15 protein-coding genes are annotated in these 18,884 nt (G+C 63.0%); 7 read left to right on the top strand and 8 right to left on the bottom strand.

Annotated elements, in window-relative coordinates; genetic code table 11:
- The first annotated feature begins 36 nt into the window (after positions 1-36).
- The 3 genes from cysD to HPO_RS01210 all read left to right on the top strand — a co-directional run bounded on the left by cysD (position 37) and on the right by HPO_RS01210 (position 3,990).
- Positions 37-897 carry a sulfate adenylyltransferase subunit CysD gene (gene cysD / locus HPO_RS01220; RefSeq protein ID WP_051612141.1) on the top strand — a complete coding sequence of 287 codons (861 nt, stop codon included), beginning with the start codon at positions 37-39 and terminating at the stop codon, positions 895-897.
- Positions 897-2,828, top strand: a complete 1,932-nt coding sequence (gene cysN, locus HPO_RS01215) for a sulfate adenylyltransferase subunit CysN (RefSeq protein ID WP_035593443.1) — start codon at positions 897-899, stop codon at positions 2,826-2,828. Before cysD ends, cysN begins: the two co-directional genes overlap by 1 nt.
- A gap of 91 nt (positions 2,829-2,919) precedes the next feature.
- Complete coding sequence (locus tag HPO_RS01210; RefSeq protein WP_035593439.1) at positions 2,920-3,990, top strand: mannose-1-phosphate guanylyltransferase; 1,071 nt, start codon at positions 2,920-2,922, stop codon at positions 3,988-3,990.
- A gap of 15 nt (positions 3,991-4,005) precedes the next feature.
- On the opposite strand, the gene der is transcribed toward HPO_RS01210, so the two are convergent.
- The 5 genes from der to HPO_RS01185 form a co-directional block, all read right to left on the bottom strand.
- Positions 4,006-5,532 carry a ribosome biogenesis GTPase Der gene (gene der, locus HPO_RS01205; protein ID WP_035593437.1) on the bottom strand — a complete coding sequence of 509 codons (1,527 nt, stop codon included), beginning with the start codon at positions 5,530-5,532 and terminating at the stop codon, positions 4,006-4,008.
- A gap of 51 nt (positions 5,533-5,583) precedes the next feature.
- Complete coding sequence (locus HPO_RS01200) at positions 5,584-6,933, bottom strand: outer membrane protein assembly factor BamB family protein (RefSeq protein WP_035593434.1); 1,350 nt, start codon at positions 6,931-6,933, stop codon at positions 5,584-5,586.
- Entirely contained in the window at positions 6,930-7,646 is a 717-nt protein-coding gene (locus HPO_RS01195; protein WP_035593432.1) for a hypothetical protein, read from the bottom strand. The genes HPO_RS01200 and HPO_RS01195 overlap by 4 nt, the downstream gene beginning before the upstream one ends.
- 81 nt (positions 7,647-7,727) lie before the next feature.
- Positions 7,728-8,555: a 3-methyl-2-oxobutanoate hydroxymethyltransferase gene (gene panB, locus HPO_RS01190; protein ID WP_035593429.1), complete on the bottom strand. Its 828-nt coding sequence runs from the start codon at positions 8,553-8,555 to the stop codon at positions 7,728-7,730.
- Positions 8,556-8,612: 57 nt separating this feature from the next.
- Positions 8,613-9,194 (bottom strand): NnrU family protein, encoded by a 582-nt coding sequence (locus tag HPO_RS01185; RefSeq protein ID WP_035593427.1) that lies wholly within the window; start codon positions 9,192-9,194, stop codon positions 8,613-8,615.
- Between the two features lie 720 nt (positions 9,195-9,914).
- On the opposite strand from HPO_RS01185, the gene HPO_RS01175 reads away from it, so the two are divergent.
- Positions 9,915-10,997: a GGDEF domain-containing protein gene (locus tag HPO_RS01175; RefSeq protein WP_035593423.1), complete on the top strand. Its 1,083-nt coding sequence runs from the start codon at positions 9,915-9,917 to the stop codon at positions 10,995-10,997.
- Between the two features lie 235 nt (positions 10,998-11,232).
- Positions 11,233-13,551 (top strand): putative bifunctional diguanylate cyclase/phosphodiesterase, encoded by a 2,319-nt coding sequence (locus tag HPO_RS01170; RefSeq protein WP_162173989.1) that lies wholly within the window; start codon positions 11,233-11,235, stop codon positions 13,549-13,551.
- Between the two features lie 15 nt (positions 13,552-13,566).
- Here HPO_RS01170 and HPO_RS01165 read toward each other — a convergent pair whose 3' ends face one another.
- Complete coding sequence (locus HPO_RS01165) at positions 13,567-15,576, bottom strand: transglycosylase domain-containing protein (protein WP_084324089.1); 2,010 nt, start codon at positions 15,574-15,576, stop codon at positions 13,567-13,569.
- A gap of 255 nt (positions 15,577-15,831) precedes the next feature.
- On the opposite strand from HPO_RS01165, the gene HPO_RS19465 reads away from it, so the two are divergent.
- Positions 15,832-16,290: a c-type cytochrome gene (locus HPO_RS19465; protein WP_114104956.1), complete on the top strand. Its 459-nt coding sequence runs from the start codon at positions 15,832-15,834 to the stop codon at positions 16,288-16,290.
- An 8-nt stretch (positions 16,291-16,298) separates the two neighbouring features.
- Here the strand turns inward: HPO_RS19465 and HPO_RS01155 are convergent, their stop codons facing one another.
- Together HPO_RS01155 and rsmI are read right to left on the bottom strand one after the other, a co-directional pair.
- Positions 16,299-16,667: a YraN family protein gene (locus tag HPO_RS01155; protein WP_035593418.1), complete on the bottom strand. Its 369-nt coding sequence runs from the start codon at positions 16,665-16,667 to the stop codon at positions 16,299-16,301.
- Positions 16,657-17,532: a 16S rRNA (cytidine(1402)-2'-O)-methyltransferase gene (gene rsmI, locus HPO_RS01150; protein WP_084324088.1), complete on the bottom strand. Its 876-nt coding sequence runs from the start codon at positions 17,530-17,532 to the stop codon at positions 16,657-16,659. The genes HPO_RS01155 and rsmI overlap by 11 nt, the downstream gene beginning before the upstream one ends.
- 47 nt (positions 17,533-17,579) lie before the next feature.
- Between rsmI and HPO_RS01145 the strand changes: the two genes are divergently transcribed.
- Positions 17,580-18,881, top strand: coding sequence for a penicillin-binding protein activator (locus tag HPO_RS01145; protein WP_084324087.1), 1,302 nt, complete (start codon positions 17,580-17,582; stop codon positions 18,879-18,881).
- The last annotated feature ends 3 nt before the right edge of the window (positions 18,882-18,884 follow it).

The following is an 18,884-nucleotide window of genomic DNA, read 5'->3' as shown; positions in this document are numbered from 1 at the left end:
AACCTGACCCATCTAGACCGGCTGGAAGCCGAAAGCATGCACATCCTGCGGGAGGTTGCGGCCGAATGTGAAAAGCCGGTGATGCTCTATTCCATCGGCAAGGATTCAGCCGTGATGCTGCATCTGGCGATGAAGGCTTTCTATCCGGCGAGGCCCCCTTTTCCGCTTCTGCATGTCGATACCGGCTGGAAATTCCGCGAGATGATCGCCTTCCGCGACCGGATGGCAAAGGAGCTGGGCCTGGAACTCCTGGTTCACATGAATGAAGACGGCGTGCGCAAGGGCATTGGCCCGTTCACGCACGGCTCGGCCTATCATACCGATGTGATGAAAACCGCCGCGCTGAAGCAGGCGCTCGACAAGTATGGCTTCGATGCCGCCTTCGGCGGCGCCCGGCGCGACGAGGAAAAGTCCCGCGCCAAGGAACGGATCATCTCCTTCCGCTCGGCTGGTCACCGCTGGGACCCCAAACGCCAGCGCCCGGAGATCTGGAACCTCTACAACACAAGAATGCACAAGGGCGAAAGCCTGCGCGCCTTTCCCTTGTCGAACTGGACCGAGCTCGACATCTGGCAATACATCCGCCGGGAGAAGATCGAACTCGTCCCGCTTTATCTCGCCGCGTCCCGCCTGGTGGTGACCTGGAACGATACCCTCATCATGCTCGATGACGACCGGGTGCCCGCTGAGATCGCTGCGAAGGCCGAGGTCAAATCCGTCCGTTTCCGGACGCTTGGCTGCTACCCGCTCACCGGCGCGGTCGAAAGCACGGCAACAACGCTGGACGAAGTCATCCAGGAAATCCTCCTCACCACCACCTCCGAGCGTCAGGGCCGCGCAATCGACAAGGACCAGTCCGCCTCGATGGAGAAGAAGAAGCAGGAAGGCTATTTCTGATGCGCCTCCATGACGACCTGATCGCCTCCGATATCGGCGCCTATCTGGAGGCGCACGAGAACAAATCCCTGCTCCGCTTCATCACCTGCGGCTCGGTGGATGATGGCAAGTCCACACTCATCGGGCGCCTGCTCTACGATTCGAAGATGATCTTCGAGGACCAGCTGGCCGCACTGGAAAACGATTCCAAAAAGGTCGGCACCCAGGGCGACAGTATCGACTTTGCGCTCCTGGTCGACGGCCTCGCCGCAGAGCGCGAGCAAGGCATCACGATCGATGTCGCCTATCGCTTCTTCGCCACCCAGAAGCGCAAGTTCATTGTCGCTGACACGCCCGGCCATGAACAGTATACGCGCAATATGGCAACCGGGGCTTCCACCGCCGACGCCGCCATCCTGATGATCGATGCGCGCAAGGGCGTGCTCACCCAGACGCGCCGCCACAGCTTCATCGCCAGCCTGCTTGGCATCCGCCACCTGGTTCTGGCCGTGAACAAGATGGACCTTGTCGGCTATCGCAAGGATGTGTTCGACGAGATCGTGGCCGATTACATGGCCTTTGCCGAAGGCTTGCCGGGTAAAGTCAGCATCCGTCCCATTCCCCTGTCTGCCCTGGCTGGCACCAACATGACTGAGCGTTCGCCCGAGACGCCCTGGTATACCGGCCCGAGCCTCATCGAATACCTCGAGACGGTGGAAATCGAAGACGAGCGCGCTGGCCGCCCCTTCCGGCTGCCGGTCCAGTGGGTAAGCCGCCCGAACCTCGATTTCCGCGGTTTTGCGGGCCAGATTGCCAGCGGCAGCATCAAACCCGGCGACAGGATCCGCTCCCTGCCGTCTGGCCGCGAGACGACGATCACCCGGATCGTCACGGCCGGCGGCGATCTGGACGAAGCCGTTTCCGGCCAGTCTGTCACACTGACATTTGCCGACGAGATCGATACCTCGCGCGGCGATATGATCGTCTCCGCCGATCAGCCTGCGGAAGTGTCTGACCAGTTCCAGGTCCACCTTCTCTGGATGAGTGAGCAGCCGCTTCTCCCTGGCCGCCGCTACATCCTGAAAGCAGGCACCAAGACGGTCACTGCCACCGTCAATGCGCCCAAGCATGGCATCGAGGTGAACACGCTGGCGGAAACTTCCGCGCGCACGGCAGAGCTGAACCAGATCGTCGTCACCACGCTGTCGCTGGACCAGCCTATCCCGTTTGATCCCTATAAGGACAATCGCGAAACCGGTGGCTTCATCCTGATTGACCGCCAGTCGAATGACACCGTTGCCCTTGGCCTCGTCGACTTTGCCCTGCGCCGCGCGTCCAACATCCATTGGCAGGCGCTCGACATCAGCCGGGATGCCCTCGCCGAGCAGAAAGGCCAGCGTCCAGCCGTGCTCTGGTTCACCGGGCTCTCCGGCTCGGGCAAATCGACCATCGCGAACGCGCTGCAGAAGCGCCTCTTCGCCTATGGCCGCCATACCTTCATCCTGGACGGCGACAATGTCCGCCATGGCCTCAACCGCGACCTCGGCTTCACCGATGCCGACCGGGTGGAGAATATCCGCCGCGTCGCCAATGTGGCCCGGTTGATGTCGGATGCGGGCCTTATCACGCTGGTCTCTTTCATTTCTCCCTTCCGGGCCGAACGCCAGCTCGCGCGCAGCCTGATGCCGGAGGGCGAGTTCATCGAAATCCATGTCGACACCCCGCTGGAAGTGGCCGAAAGCCGGGATGTCAAAGGCCTCTACAAGAAGGCGCGCGCCGGCGAGATCCGCAATTTCACCGGCATCGACAGCCCTTATGAGCCGCCGCTGAACCCGGAAATCCGCATCAGCACGGCCGACCGGACGGCGGATGAAGCGGCCGAAGAAATCTTTGCCTATTTGGACAAGCTCGGTTTCCTCAGCATCTGGGACGGGCCCGGAAGCGGCATCTGAGCCAGGTTCAACCTCTCAACGGCCTGCAGGTTGCATATCTCGCGCTGATCGGCCATGTCCGCCGTCTGGCAGCAAATGATGCGAGTGACGTATGAATATCCATCCCGTGATCATGTGCGGCGGCGCGGGCACGCGCCTATGGCCCGCATCTGACAAGGCGCGCCCCAAGCAGTTTCACAGCCTCGTTTCAAACAAGACGGTGTTCCAGGAAACGGTCCTGCGCTTCCGGGCGCCAGGCTGTGCGGAGGCCTTTGCCGCGCCGATCATCATTGGCAATGCGGCTTATGCTGACCTGATTGAAGCCCAACTCGCTGAGATCGGGGTCGTACCTTCGGCCATCCTGCTGGAGCCGATGGGCCGGAATACCGCCGCCGTTGCCGCCATGGCCGCGCGCCTGATTGCTGACCGGTTTCCCGGTGGCCTTGGCCTGCTGGTGCCGTCGGATCACTATATCGGGCGGCCCTCCACCTTCATCGATGCGGTCCTTGAAGCTGCTGCCACCGCGCAGGCCGGTTACATCACCACTTTTGGCATCGCGGCCAGCCGTCCTGAAACCGGTTTTGGCTATATTCAGGCCGGCGCGCCGCTTTCCGGATCAGTCGCCCGCGTCGCCGCGTTCAAGGAAAAGCCGGACCTCGCCACTGCGGCCAGCTATCTGGCCAGCGGCCAATACAGCTGGAACGCTGGCATCTTCCTGTTTGATGCCGGAACGCTTCTGGCCGAACTGGAAGCCTTTGCGCCAGATATTCTGGACGCGTCCACGCAGGCGCTCCGCGCCGCGAAAACCGACGGCGCCCGCCTCTATCTGGATCCTGGCATCTTCGCCACGATCCGCAGCACGTCGATCGACTATGCCGTAATGGAGCAAACCCGGCGGGCCGCGGTCTATGCCCCGCTCGACTGCGCCTGGAGCGACATTGGCACCTGGGCCATGATCGGCGACGTTTCAGACCGCACAAACTCACCCGAGCCGGTCAGCATCTCTGCGGGCGAATGCGTCGTTCATGCCGCTGAAGGCATACTGGTGGCACTCGTCGGCGTGGAAGACCTGGTCGTGGTTGCCGATGGCAAGCGCGTGCTCGTCGCCTCGAAGAACAGCGCGCAGGATGTCGGCAAGGTGGTGCAAGCCCTGAAGGATCGCGGGCTGGACAGCTATCTCTGACGAGATAGCGGGCAGCTATTCGTTGCGGCGCTTGTAGCGCGGCGGGCCATCCGGGCCGACCTTGCCGGCATAGGGGTTCTTGCCCTGGCGCACGAACAGGCGGATCGGCACGCCATGCATGTCGAACGCCTCGCGGATACCGTTCACAAGATACCGCTTGTACCCTTCGGGCATCTGATCCCCGCGAGACGCAATCAACACGAATGTGGGCGGGCGCGCCTTCATCTGCGCCATGTAGCGCGGCTTGATCCGCTTGCCTTGCACACTCGGCGGCGGGTGATGCTCAACGGTATGACGCAGCCAGCGGTTGAGGTCGCCGGTCTTCGCCCGCGCGGTCCAGTCCTTGTAGACCTTTACCACCGCCGGCATCAGCTTCTCGGTATTGCGCCCGGTCAGGCCGGAGAGGAACACCACGGGCGCGCCACCCGCATTTGGCATCAGGCGGTTTGCCATGTCGCGGATATGCCGCGCAGCAGCGTCCGTATCCTGAACCGTATCCCATTTGGAGATAACGAGCACCAGCCCCCGGCCTTCGCGCAGGGCGAGGTCGGCGATCTGCAGATCCTGCTTCTCCATCGCCTCATGCGCGTCCATGACGAGCGCGACGATGTCTGCATATTTCAGGGAACGGATGGTCTCGGCGGTAGACATCCGCTCCAGCCGTTCCTGAACCTTGGACTTGCGGCGCAGGCCTGCCGTATCCACAAGACGGATCTGGCGCCCTTCCCATTCCCAGTCGATGGTGATGGAATCGCGCGTGATGCCCGCTTCCGGACCCGTCAGCAGACGGTCAGATTGCAGCAGCTGATTGATCAGGGTCGACTTGCCGGCATTGGGCCGCCCGACGATGGCCAGACGGATTGGCCGGTCTGCCTGCACCGGCGCGGCCGGCGTGTCCACATCGGCTGCCTCGATGGCGGCGACCAGCTCCTCATCCGACATCGTTGTGTCTTCAATGTCGATATGGGCAAGCTTGTCGAGAATGTCGTCGCCGGCGCCGCCGGCATAGTCGGGTTCGGCCTCTTCCAGCGCACGCTCAAACGCTTCCTCGCCCAGGGCGTTGCGGATAGCGTCGTAGAGCTCGGCCATCCCTTCGCCATGCTCGGCCGAAAGGCCCACCGGTTCGCCAAAGCCAAGGCTGAACGCATCGAACACGCCCGCTTCCCCGGCGCGGCCTTCAGCCTTGTTGGCCGCCAGCACGACCGGCAGGTTTGCCTTGCGCAGAAGGGCAGCGAAGGTTTCGTCCTCCGGCGTCACCCCGACGCGGGCATCAACCAGGAACAGCACAAGATCGGCCTCGGCAATGGCCGCTTCGGTCTGGGCGCGCATGCGCGCTTCCAGGCTGTCATCCTTTACATTCTCGAAGCCGGCAGTGTCGATCAGCGACAAGGGCAGCGAGGCAAGGCGGCCTTCGGCCATCTTGCGGTCACGGGTCACGCCGGGCTGGTCATCCACAAGCGCAATCTTCTTTCCAACCAGACGGTTGAAAAGGGTCGATTTACCGACGTTTGGCCGGCCGACAATGGCGAGCTTCAATGGCAAGGCAGACGCCCTCCGCAGCGGCTATGAGCCGGAGGGTCGCCCCGGCCCGAATTATCTGATGGCGATCAGGCGTGCCTTATCCGTCAGGATGTAAAGCTTACCCTGAGCCGCGATGGGCTCAAGATACACCGTATCGCCAAGTTTCAGCGAAGCGGTCTGCTGCCCCGTCTGCGTGGAGAAAGCAAGCAGTTCCCCCTCTGAAGAGGCCACCAGAACCCGGTCAGAGGCAATAATCGGGGAAGAATAGCTGATCCGGTTCTTCTTTTTCTTCTCATTCTTGAACTGCGGCAGCTCCGTTACCCAGAAAGCATCGCCATTCTGGGCGTCGAGGCAGGCGAGTTCGCCATTGATGCCGACAACGAACAGGTAGCGGCCAGCCAGGGCAGGCGCGCGGGTGGACCCGACGGTCTTGCCCCAGACGCGGGTGCCGGTGCGGCCGTCAATAGCCACCGTAGCGCCCGACTGGTTCGAGGCGAAGACGAGGCCCGCCCCGAGGACCGGACGGGAGCCGATATCATTTATCTCGGAAATCGGCGTGAAACCGCCTGCCTGCTGGATCGCATCGGTCCAAAGGCGGCGGCCATTGGAGGCCAGATAGGCAATGATCTCGCCAGAGGAGAAAGGCGCAATCACGAACTCTTCGACCGCAGCAACGCTGGGGCTGCCGAGCACCCGGGCGGTTTCGGAGATGGCCTGATCGCTCCACAGTGTCTGGCCGGTGGCCAGATCAAGGGCGAAGATTTCGTTGTTGTTGGAATTGATGAACACACGGCCATCAGCAATCGTGGGCGAGCCGGTCATAGGCGCACCAAGCGGGCGCTTCCATTTTTCGTCACCATTTGCCGCGTTCAAGGCAGCGACATAGCCGTAGCCACTGGCGACCACCAGCGTATCGCCGGAAACCGCCAGGCCGCCACCGACGGCGGCCTTGTCACGGCTCGAGAGGCCTTTCAACCGTTCCGACCACACCGCGCCGCCATCCGACAGGCGCATGGCGCGCACGGTCTGCTGGGAATCGAGCACATAGATGAGGTTGCCATCGGTGACCGGGGAAGAGGTCAGCGCTGACCGTTTGTTGGAACCCTTGCCGGCAGAGCGGCGCCAGTCGATCTTCAGATCCTGCGCGGCCTGGATATGGCCGGTAACCTTGGCCGGGTTGCCGCCCGCTTCGGGCCAGGCATCGACCGTTAGGGCCGGCGGCAGGTCGATGGCCACGCCGGCGAGGCCGGGCTCGGGCGTTACCTGCTCATCATCCAGCACCATCGCCAGACGGCCAGCTCTTTCTTCAGCGGTCTGCTCCGCCTTCTTGTTGTTCCCAAAGCTTGGCAGGCTGTTGCAGCTCGACAGGGCGAGCGCAGCCGCCAGCGTCGTGCTGGCAAGAATGGTGCGGGCAAACTTCATTGGCCGGTCTCCTGCGGCTCGGCCGGTGCCGTCTCGGCAGGCGCGGCCTCTGTTGCTTCTTCAGTTCCGGTCTGCACCGGGATTGCCGCCAGGGCGATCTCTGCGCGCCGGACCAGCCCCTGCGGCGCGTAAGCGTCGAGGCGCAGGCGGTTATATTCAGTACGGGCGCGGGCAAAATCGCCGGCCTCATAGGCCTTGGCTGCCACCAGTTCCCGCGCCAAGGCGCCGACGGTGCTATCATCGGTCACGAGGCTGCCGAGGGTTGTTTCGAGGTCTGCCAGGTTCAGCTCGTCCGCCTTGAAGTAGGCCGATTTCAGCAGGGCAAGGCGCTCATACGGGCCGCCTTCAACGCCGCCGACCGAGGCGAGCAGCTCGGCCGCGCCAGCGCTATCCCCGCCGCCTTCATACTTGGTCTGAGCGAGGAAATGGGCCGCCAGCGGGGCGAGCTTGGCATCCTCGTTCATGATCTTGGTGAAGGCTTCTTCAGCCTCGGCATAGCGGGCGTCTTCCAGCGCGCGGATACCGTTTTCCAGAGCCAGTGCGCGGGCTTCGCGGCGCGCTTCGGCCTGGGGGGCGAGCACAAACTCGTTGACGGCGACGCCGATGATCAGAGCCGCCACCCCGCCATATACGAAGGGCCGCCACTTCTTCCAAAGGCTTCCCAGCTTTTCCTGGCGAATGCCTTCGTCAACTTCAGTGAAAATGTCGCTCACGCAGGGGCTCCGGCGGGATTGTTGGGGGACTCGGGCGCGAACCTAGACGGCCCAAGGCGGGCCTGCAACGGATCAGCGCTGTTAAGCCCCCTGTTTTCGCAGGCTGTAGGTTTCAGCCGTGCCCGGGAAGCGCCGGGCGCGCACATCTGCTGCATATTCTGCGGCGGCCGCGTCGATCGCCGCCCGCAGATCGGCGTAGCGGCGGACGAATTTCGGCGTCCAGTCGAACAGGCCGAGCATGTCCTGGGTCACCAGAACCTGGCCGTCACAGGCCGCCGACGCGCCAATCCCGATGGTGGGGCAGCTGACTTCAGCCGAGATTTCGGCGGCAAGGTCTTCGGCGACCCCTTCGATAACGATGCAGAAGGCGCCCGCATCGGCGGCGGCGCGGGCTTCGGCAATGACCCGGTCGCGTTCGCCATCGGTGCGGCCCTTGGCACGGAAGCCGCCATCGACATGGATCGCCTGCGGGCGCAGGCCGATATGGCCCATCACCGGAATGCCGCGCTCAACGAGGTGAGCAATCTGGCCAGCGGCATAGGCGCCGCTTTCGATCTTGATGGCCTGGCAGCCGGTTTCCTTCATGATCCGCACGGCGTTCAGGAAGGCCTGATCGGCGTTCGTCTCATAGGAACCAAAGGGCATATCGACCACGACCATGGCGCTTTGCGAGCCGCGCATGACTGCCTGGCCGTGCAGGATCATCATTTCCATTGTGACGCCGACCGTTGAGGGCAGGCCGTGAACCACCATGCCGAGGCTGTCGCCCACCAGAAGAATGTCGCAATGGGGATCAAGGATCGCGGCGGTCGGGGCGTCATAGGCCGTCAACATGACAAGCGGCGTCGCGCCCTTGGCGGCGGCGATGTCCTTGACAGTCTTGCGGGTCGTCTGGGTCTGTTTTGACATGGCCTTGCGATTACCCGGTCGGAACGAGCCGGGCAAGCAATGCCTTTGCCCGGCCAGTTACTGTGGCAGCGCGGGCATGCCGAAGAGGATCGGGTGGAGCCAGAGGAGGATCACCGCATACGCCCCTGCCCCAATGACCACGGCGCCGATATCCCCGATGGCGGAAACCGGCGCGTCCGGGCCGGGGCCGATATCGCCGCGCTTTTTAACGGCAATCCGGTCAATCACCCCATAGGCGAGGAAGCTGCCGAAGAGGAGGACCGAATTGAGCTCGCCATTGGCCAGCAGATGGCCCAGCGCCCAGATTTTCACCGCAGCCAGCATCGGGTGCTTTACCGCCTTCTTGATGCGGCCCGTGGGCAGATAGGCGGCGGCCAGCAGGATCATCGCCGGCAGCATCAGGGCAAGGTTGAGATGGGCAAGGCCGGTGGGCGGGCTGTAGAGGATGGGCGCGGGCCGGGCGGCACCAAAACCCCAGATCATCATCCCAAGACCGACCGCCGAGACCAGGCTGTAGAGCCCCATAAAAGGACCGTATCCGAGACGGGCTTTCAGATCCTTCCCCGGCGCGCGGCTGCGGAAGGCGCTGAACAGATGCGCTCCGAAAAAGATGATGATCCCCAGAATGAGATAGGTCATGGCCGCGCCTCCCAGCGTTTGGCGCATGGTAAACCGATTGCAGGATGGCGGGAAGCGGCGCGTTTGAGGCAGTATGAAGGACCGGAATGCGCAGGAGCGCGGCCGTTTTTTTGGGGGGGTGAAGCTGTTGTCCCGGCCGGAGGGCGAGAGGCCGAGTGTGCCGGGATAGGCTGAGGGGGGCAGGGAAAGCGCTGAGAAAAGGTCCCGGAGAATCGCTTGCGCAATTTTCCGGGATGGCAGGGGGGGCTCCCATACGAGGTCGTCCCAGCTTGGCTTTTCGGCGGCAGGTTTCCTCTAAGCCCGCCAAGGGCCGCCGACCTGGACGATGTGGATGTGGCCCAATTTTGCGAACAAGATCAGCAGGGTACGGAGTTCGGCACCCTGACGTTTGAAGATCCAGCGCAGCTCTAGCCAAAGGTATACCTTGAAGCATACGTCCGTCTGCGGAGGGGGTGGAGAAATAGAGTTTTTCTGCGTGTTTGCTGCAGATTTGGGCAGATTCCTGTTGGACAGGGCTGCGCGATTGGGGTTTTGTCCGGAAACCTCCAAAAAACGCCAAACATACTGCAACGGTATTCAGGATCAGAATTTGGCCAATCCGGACAATCCAGGACAATCCCGGCAACCTTGGCGAAAAAAAAACACCGTAACCGGTATTAACCGTCCTCAAACCCTCTTCTGGTACGACATAACATCTGACAATGACTGGATAGACCCAACATGGGCGCGCAACTGATCGACCGGACCCCGCTGGCCACTGCCTCTGACCCCAGAGCCCAGCTGGATTTTCGAGAAGCGTGCAAGGCTGCCGTGCGGGTGTTTCAGCTCAGCGAGAAATACAAGACCGCGCCCTACCCCAATGCCTATGCGGTGTGGTTTGCCTATTCGACGAAGTCTGATCCGGCGCTGGTAGCCGAGATTGACGAGTTGCTGCTGGGGCAGGACACGATTTCCGCCTATGATATCGAATTGCTGTTCCAGGCCTATCTGGCCGAGGAGCAGAGCGTTTTTGCAACTCATGATCTCAGCCAGGCGATTGGCGACGAGATTGAGGAAGTGCTGGCCGTGATCGGCACCAGCCTGCAGCAGAACTCGGCCTTTTCCGCCACCCTGACGACGCTGGAGCAGGACCTGCCCAAGGCCGCCGCCTCGCCCGAGCAACTCAATTCGCTGGTTTCCGGGCTGATCGAGGAAAACCGCCGGATGAGCGCGATGACGCAGGAGCTGAACCAGGGCCTTGCCCGGTCTCAGAGCCTCATCACGACCCTCAGCGAGCAGCTGGATGAAGTACGCACCCAGAGCCTGCGTGACCCTCTGACCTCCATTCCCAACCGCCGCGCCTTTGACAAGACGTTGGAAGAAGCCATCGAGCATGCCGCCCGCACGCGCGAGCCGCTGTGCGTGGCGATGGCCGACCTTGATCATTTCAAGGCGCTGAACGACACCTTCGGGCATGAGGCCGGCGATGTGGTGCTGCAGAATTTTGCGCGGCTGATTTCGTCCAGCGCGGATGAGCCGCGGCTGGTGGCCCGGCATGGCGGCGAGGAATTTGCGATCCTCTTTCCCGGCAGCCAGCTTATGGAAGCCTATAACCGGCTGGTGAACATCAAGCACCTTTTGAGCAAGACCGTGCATCAGCTGGAAGGAGCACCCGCGCCCCTGCCCGCCGTGACGGCTTCCTTCGGTGTGGCGAAATACGAACCGGGAATGTCTGCCCGCGAACTGATGCAGAAAGCGGACAAATTCCTCTATGAGGCCAAGACCAAGGGCCGCAACCGCGTCTGCGCGCCGGGGATTGGTTAATCCGGCGAGCGAGGGGCGCCGCCCGGCCAACCATGCCGGGAGGTCAGGACGGCCCAACTCCTTACAAGGGCTTAATCAGCTTGCTGAAACTCTCCCGGAGCATCCGGGCGGAGCTTTAACCCAGATCAGCTAATGTGGGCGCTAATTCAGGGGCCCCAAGAGTCTGGCAATGTTAACCGCTTTTGATTTTCAGATCCATTTTGACAAGTTGGTAAAATTCTTAAAGCCGGTTCCGGTGCCCCCGAAACTCCAGCCGGGACTTGAAACCAAGCAGGTTAACTCCATCAACCATCTGATCATGGTGATGCTGCTTGTCGGATTGCTCAATACCGCGATCATCCTGGTCCAGCTTGGCCCGCACGGGGAAAACCCAATGGCCGCGCTCTGGGGTCTGGGACTGACACTGCTCAACGGCATCACCTTCCTGCAGCATCTGCGCGGGATGAAATATCGCCACACGGACGGATTTGCTGCGCGCAAGCTGCATGCAGTGGCAAAAAGCGCAACTGTGCATGGCCTGTTCTGGGGCGCCCTGCCCCTGATGATCGCCCTCAATGCCAGCGACACCGAGTTCATGGCCTGCATCACCATCACCGCAGGCATGATGTTTGGCGGAACCTTCCTGCTCTCCCGCGTGCCGCAGGCAGCCATTTGCTTCATTGTTCCCATCGGTATCGGTCTGCTGAGCGCCAGCCTTCTGCGCGGGGGGCTGACCAGCCATCTGATTGGTGTGCTGTCTGCCGTATACATATTTGTTCTCATCTATTCGGTGCGCTGGGCACACCGGCAGTTTGTTCAACAGTATCTGAGCGAGGCGGCCTTAAGCGAGCAATCTCAGGTCATCAGCCTGCTGCTGCGCGATTTTGGCGAGACGTCTTCTGACTGGCTGTGGCAGACAGGCAGCGATTTCCGGCTGGAGAGCGTGCCCTGCAACGGCAGGGACGCGGACAATTCCAAATCCTTCATGAGCGTGGGGCGCAATTTCTTTTCGCTGTTCCAGAGCGGGGAAAGCCGCCGCAAACTTCAGCAGGCGATGCAGGCGTGCGAGCCATTTCAGGATATCGTTCTGCAGGTGCGCGTATCGGGGTGTGACAATTGCTGGGTCTCGCTCACCGGCAAGCCCATCTATGAAGATGACCGGTTCGTTGGCTTTCGCGGCGTGGCGTCGAATGTGACGCAGGCCAAACAGGCCGAAGACCGCATCGAACGTCTGGCGCATTATGATGATCTGACCGGGCTGCCCAACCGCGCCCATCTGCTGGACCTCCTGGAAGGCTGGGCCAGCGCGCCGCTGGAGATTGCATCCATCCGGGCACTGATCTGTCTGGATCTGGATACGTTCAAGGTGATCAATGATACACTCGGTCATCAGGCAGCCGATCAGTTGTTGCGCCAGGTGACCAACCGGCTGACCGAGCACGCAACCGTCAATGACCTTGTGGCCCGGATCGCCAGTGATGGCTTTGTCATGGCGATTGAGCGGCCAGCCTGCGAGAATGGCCTTGAGAGCTTCATGGACACTCTGAGTGCCTATCTCAATGAGCCTTATTCGATATGGGGCGCAACCATCGTTTCGACGGCCTCAATTGGCTTGCGCAAATTCGACGATCGCAATCTGGACGCACAGATGGCGCTGAAACACGCCGATCTTGCGATGCACGCCTCCCGCAGCAAGGGAAAAGGCCAGTGGGCGATGTTTTCTCCGGAGATGGCGAACAAGGCCGAAGCGCGCCTGCGCGGAGAATCGGATCTGCGCGAAGCGATTGCGCGCGGCGAGCTGTTCCTCGTCTACCAGCCTCAACTGAGCACCGAAACGCAGAAGGTTGTCGGCTTTGAGGCGCTGGTGCGCTGGAACCATCCCAAGCTTGGCATGATTCCGCCCTCGGAGTTTGTTCCCATTGCCGAGGAAAATGGCCTGATCGTAAGCATCGGCGAATGGATCATCCGATCGGCCGCAGCGCAGGCTGCGCGTCTACCCTCCAGTATCCGCATCGCGATAAATATCTCGCCGCTGCAGATGAACGCCACGAGCCTTGTGTCGACGATCGTGCATGCCCTGGCTGCCAACAGGCTGGACCCTTCGCGCATCGAGCTGGAGATTACCGAATCCGTTCTGATGGCCGATACAGGCTTTGCGCTTGAACGTTTGCATCAGTTGCGTGACATGGGCCTGAGAATTTCTCTGGATGATTTCGGCACGGGTTATTCCTCGCTCAGCTATCTGCGGATGTTCCCCTTCCACAAGATCAAGATTGATCAGAGCTTTGTGCGCGGGATCGAGACCGATGCGGAAAGCCGGGCGATCACCCAGGCGACGCTGACGCTGGCAAAACTGCTCGGGCTGCGCTGCACGGCGGAAGGTGTCGAGACGCTGTACCAGGCAGACTTCCTGCGCCAGCATGGCTGTGACGAGCTTCAGGGCTATCTGGTGGGGCGGCCCCAGCCCATGGACGCCATGAGGCATCTGATTGACGCCGCTTCCGAGGACAGCGAGACACAAGCAGCGCCGCAGGAAAACGAATATATCGCGCCCAGAACCGCGATGGCAAACTGACCGGACGCAGGCGGACTATTCTGCCTGCTGAACGTTTCCGCCGCGGCTGGCAGTGCGGGACGAACCTGAGGCGGCGGCGAAGGCCTGAGCCATGCCGCGATAGAAGGTGATGCGCTGTTCCGCCGCCGGATCAAGCACCACGGCGCGGTTTGCCCCGAAGAGGGCTTCCGGTTTCTTGCCCTCATGGGCGACCTTCATGATCTCTGCCCACAGCTCTGCCGGGAGGGCGCCGCCGGTAACGCGGCGCATGGGGCTGTCATCATCATTGCCGACCCAGACGCCGCCGACATAGGCCGCCGTGAAGCCGACAAACCAGGCATCGCGGGACTCCTGGCTGGTGCCGGTCTTGCCTGCGACGGTCCAGTTCGGAACGCGGGCGCGCCCGCCGGTGCCGAAAGAAGCGCTGATGACGCGCATCATCATGGCATTCATCTCGGCGGCAAGGTCTTCCGGGTACACACGTTCCCGCTCGGAGGCGGGATGTTCGAAATAGACCTGGCCGCGCGAGTCCGTGACGCGGGCGATCAGATAGGGCTCCATCCGGTAGCCGCCTGACTGGAACACGCCATAGGCGCGCACGAGTTCCCAGAGGCTGACTTCCTGGCTGCCAAGGGCGATTGAGGGGTAAGGCTTCATCTCGCTGGCAATTCCGAAGCGTTTGGCCAGGGCGGCGACGCGCTCGGGATTGGTTTCGTTGCCAAGCTCTGCCGCCACCGTGTTGGTGGAACGGGCGAGCGCTTCGGACAGCGTCATCGGCCCGTGATATTCGCCGCTATAGTTCACCGGCTGCCATTTGCCGATGGAGATCGGCCGGTCGTTGAACACATCATAGGGCGAATAGCCGTCTTCCAGCGCGAGGGCATAGACGAAAGGCTTGAAGCTGGAACCGGGCTGGCGCTTGGACTGGGTAACGCGGTTGAAGGGCGAGGCGGCATAGTCCACCCCGCCGGTGAGGGCGACGACGGCGCCGGTGCGGTCAAGGATCAGGGCGGAGACCTGGCTGGCGGAAACGGCCTTGCCATCCTTGGCCATGCGGTCCGACAGCAGGGCCTGGGTTTTCTGCTGGACCTTGGGATCAATGGTCAACTGGACGACAGCATCCCCCGGCACGCGCGGCAGGAGCGTCTTCAGGCGCTCGGCGGCAATATCCAGCGCGTAGCCGAGCTGGGGGTCGTAGCGCGGGGCGGGAATGATGTTGATCGGCGCTTCTCGGGCAGCGGCGGCTTCCTGACGGGAGATGTAGCGCTCGCTCTCCATTTCCTTCAGCACATAAAGCTGGCGGGATTTGGCGCCTTCCAGATTGTCGCGCAGATTGAGCTTGGATGGCGCCTTGGGCAGCGCAGCCAGCAGGGCGGCTTCGTGGATCTGAAGCTCAGCCGGGGGTTTGCCGAAATAGAAGCGGGAGGCGGCGTCGATGCCGTAAAGGCCGGCGCCGAAATAGATGCGGTTGAGATAGAGCGAGAGGATCTCGTCTTTCGACATCTTCTTTTCGAGCTGGCGGGCGAGGGTGATTTCCTGCGCCTTGCGCTGCATCGTCTGGCGGCTGTCGAGAACGAGGTTTTTCACCAGCTGCTGGGTGATCGTAGACGCGCCCGAAACGGTTTCGCCGGCAGCGGCATTGGAAATGGCGGCGCGGGCGATGGCGGCTTCATCTGCGCCGTCATGTTCGTAGAAACGCTTGTCTTCAGCCGCGATGAAGGCCTGAGGGACGTGTTTGGGCAGCTCTGCCACCGTAATGGCGCGGCCATAGCGGGGGCCGCGCACGGCGAGCGTGTTGCCCTGCGCATCGACGAACTCAATGGCGGCCTCGCGCTGGGCCTGCCACAGCTCGGACACTTCGGGCAGGCGGGGCATGCCCGAATGCAGGCTCTGCCATTTCCACAGACCCCAGGCGCCACCGCAGAGAGCGATGGCGCCGATGGCGATCAGCAGAATGCGCAGCGGGCTCAGCCGGCGCGGCGAGAGCGCCTGCGCCGGGACACGAATGACCCTCGGCATACGGGGCGGTTGATGGCTGTCGGTCATGCGTGAATGGCCCGGCCTGAATGCTGGAGTGTGCCTGAAACCCGGAGCCTAACTGATAGAAGATTACGGCAGGGTGAAGGCACCAGCTGGAACGGAACGGAGAGTACAGGCCGTCAGGCGCCTCCGGCTAGGGAAAAGTACGGGTTTCGCCTTTCTGCAGGCCGGTGGCAGGGTGGATGTGTGGTATAGGGAAGGTCCATGGCCGATTCTGGCCTGCGCCGCCCTGCCCCAACTTTCTGCAAAAGGAGCCCGCCGATGCGCCCTTCCCTGCCTCTCCGTCCGGCTGCCCTGCTGCTGGCCGCCGGGCTGATGACAATCGCCGCCTGTGAACGCCAGCCGGTCGAGCCGCCGCATGTGCCCTCGCCCGGCGTGGGGCTGGAAACGCCGGCAGAGCCCGAGGGGCCCCTGTTTGATGCCGACGCGCTGGGCATTCCGATGGATGAAGCCTCGATTGCCGACGGCAAGGCGATTGCCGAAACCCATTGCGCGATCTGCCATGGGCTGGATCAGGATGCGAGCCTGAGGGCGGACGCGCCGCCGCTACGCTATGTGCTGTCGCTCTACTCGCCGGAAAACCTGGCCGAAGACTTCCGGGCGGGCATTCATGTGGGCCATGAGGACATGCCGGACTTCGTGTTCGGAGACCTCGGGATGGATGTGCTGCTGGCCTACCTGGTGAGCATCCAGGAGACCCCGCCGACAGCGGTAGAGTGAGGCGCTGGCTAAGCCAGACCGGGGCGCCAGGCATCCTTCAGATGATGCGGCAGGCGGCCGGGGGCCAGCGCGATGATGTCGTAACGCCAGCCATAGTCTGCGAACTTCGGGCGCTGGCCCATCCAGGCCTCGGCGGCACGGGCGATGCGCTGCCAGGACTGGACGCTGACGGCGCCGAGGGCATCGTCCCTGCGGGCGCGGGCCTTCACCTCGACAAAGGCAATCAGCCGGCCCTTGCGGGCGATGAGATCAATCTCTCCCACCGGAAGCTTCACCCGCGACGCCAGGATGGAATAGCCCTTGAGGCGCAGCCAGAGGGCGGCGCGGCGCTCTGCCTGCCGCCCGCGGGCCTCGGCGATCTGGCGCTTAGCCGGCATCTTCCGATTTGATCTGCAGGGCGCGCTGATAGACCTCGCGGCGCGGCAGGCCGAGCGCCTCCGAGACGCTGCTGGCGGCTTCCTTGGTGGGCATGGTTTTCAGGGCGTCGCGCAGGGCGGAGTCGAGATCAGCGGCGGTGGCGGATTTTTCCTCCGGCGGGCCGGCGAGAACGACAATCTCGCCGCGCGGGGGCCCGGCTTCTTCATAATGGCGGGCGAGGCTTTCCAGCGTGCCGCGCCGGGTTTCCTCGAACATCTTGGTGAGCTCGCGGGTGACGGCAGCCTGGCGCGCGCCGCCCAGAACGCTGGCAAGGTCTGCCAGGCTTTCGGAAAGGCGCGGGCCGCTTTCATAGAAGACGAGCGTCGCGGGAACGTGTTTGAGCGAGTCGAGGGCGGCTTTGCGGGCCCCGGATTTGGGCGGCAGGAAACCGGCAAACATGAACCGGTCACTCGGCAGACCAGACGCGACGAGCCCCGCCAGCAGGGCCGAAGCGCCGGGCACGGGATGGACCTTGTGGCCCGCCTCCAGCGCGTCATGCACCAGCTTCCAGCCGGGATCGGACACCAGCGGCGTACCGGCGTCCGAGATCAGCGCGATGCGGCCGCCCGCCGCCAGGCGAGCGAGGATCTGCGGTCTCCGTTCGGCCCCATTATGGTCATGGTACGGGCTGAGACGGGCTTTAATCCCGTAGGCGGACATAAGTTTTGCCGCCACGCGGGTGTCTTCGGCCAGAACCTCATCAGCGGCGGACAGGATGTCCAGCGCGCGCAGGGTGATGTCCCGGAGGTTGCCGATGGGGGTGGAAACAACATACAGGCCCGGAGAAACGGCAACGGGCTGTTGCCCGGCACCGGCGGCGCTCATAGAGTCGCCCTCGGCTGGAATCGAACTGGCGTCGGAAGGATCGGAAGATGACATTGTTGCCACCCTTACTCAGGAAACTCCGGGCGCCAAGCCTTGTGCTGGCCTCGCTGCTTCTGGCGACAGCCTGCGCCTCGGCGCCGGCGCGCCCGCCGGTCTCCATCGGGACAGGCCAGCCGCGCGTCGATCCGGTGACCGGAGAGCCCGTGCAGCCAAAGCCCGGTGAGACGTTTGACACCAGCCAGGTGGACGAGCCCTATTTCCGGGATGATGGCGGCCTGACACCGGATTTCATGCGCGGCAAGGATGTTAAACGCGCCGCTGTGCTGCTGCCCTTTACCCATCCCAGCGCCAATGTGCGCTCGGAAGCCGAAAGCATGCTGGCGGGGGTTGAACTCGCGCTGTTCGAACTGGCCGGGACCGACTTCCTGATCATGCCGATGGACACGGCAGGCCGCGCCTCAACCGCTGAAGCGCGCGCCGATGAAGCCATCAAGGAAGGCGCAGACATTATTCTGGGGCCCCTGTTTGCCGCCAATGTGGGCGGCGTGAAACAGGCGGCCAACCGCAAATCCATTCCCGTGGTGGCCTTCTCCAACGATCCGACCGCTGCCGGTGGCGGGGCGTATCTGGCCTCGGTGATGCCGGAAGAGGAAGTGATCCGCGTGATGGGCTATGCCGCCAGCCGGGGCACGCGCACCTTTGTGTATCTCGGGCCTGACAGCCCGTATGGCCGGCAGGTGGAGGCAGCGATGCGCGCCGAAGCGGCCAGAAATGGCTGGCGGGTGGCCTCCAGCGCGTTCTACCCGGCCGATTCTGGGGCTGGAGACCAGGCACGCCAGATCGCCAGCGTGGTGAAGGCCGAATATGCAGGCTCCAACCAGCGCGTGGGCGTGATGATCCCCGAGCGCGGCACCCGCCTGCTCGCGGTGGCGCCGCTGCTGCCTTATAATGGCGTGGACCTGAAACGCGTGCGCCTGATGGGCACGAGCAACTGGGACGACAGCTCTGTCTGGCGCGAACCGACGCTGGAAGGCGGCATCTTTGCCTCGCCTGACCCGGACAATATGACGACCTTCAAGGACACCTATCGCCGGATCTATGGCCGCGCGCCGACCGACCTGGCGGCAGCCGCCTATGACGCCGCCGCGATGGCGGTAAATCTGTCGGCCACCGGGGCGATCCAGCATTCCGGCGTGACCGATCCCAACGGCTTCATGGGGGTGAACGGCCTCTTCCGCTATCGCCTCGACGGGACCGCCCAGCGCGGGCTGGCCGTGAAGCAGATCGGCGGCGGCGGCGCGTCTGTCGTGGAGAAAGGTATTACCCAATTCCCGCCGGGTGGTAGCTAATTG

Source organism: Hyphomonas polymorpha PS728 (assembly GCF_000685315.1).
GTDB classification, from domain to species: Bacteria; Pseudomonadota; Alphaproteobacteria; order Caulobacterales; family Hyphomonadaceae; genus Hyphomonas; species Hyphomonas polymorpha.
Note: the sequence above shows the minus strand (reverse complement) of the source record. Positions and strands in the feature narration are given on the sequence as shown.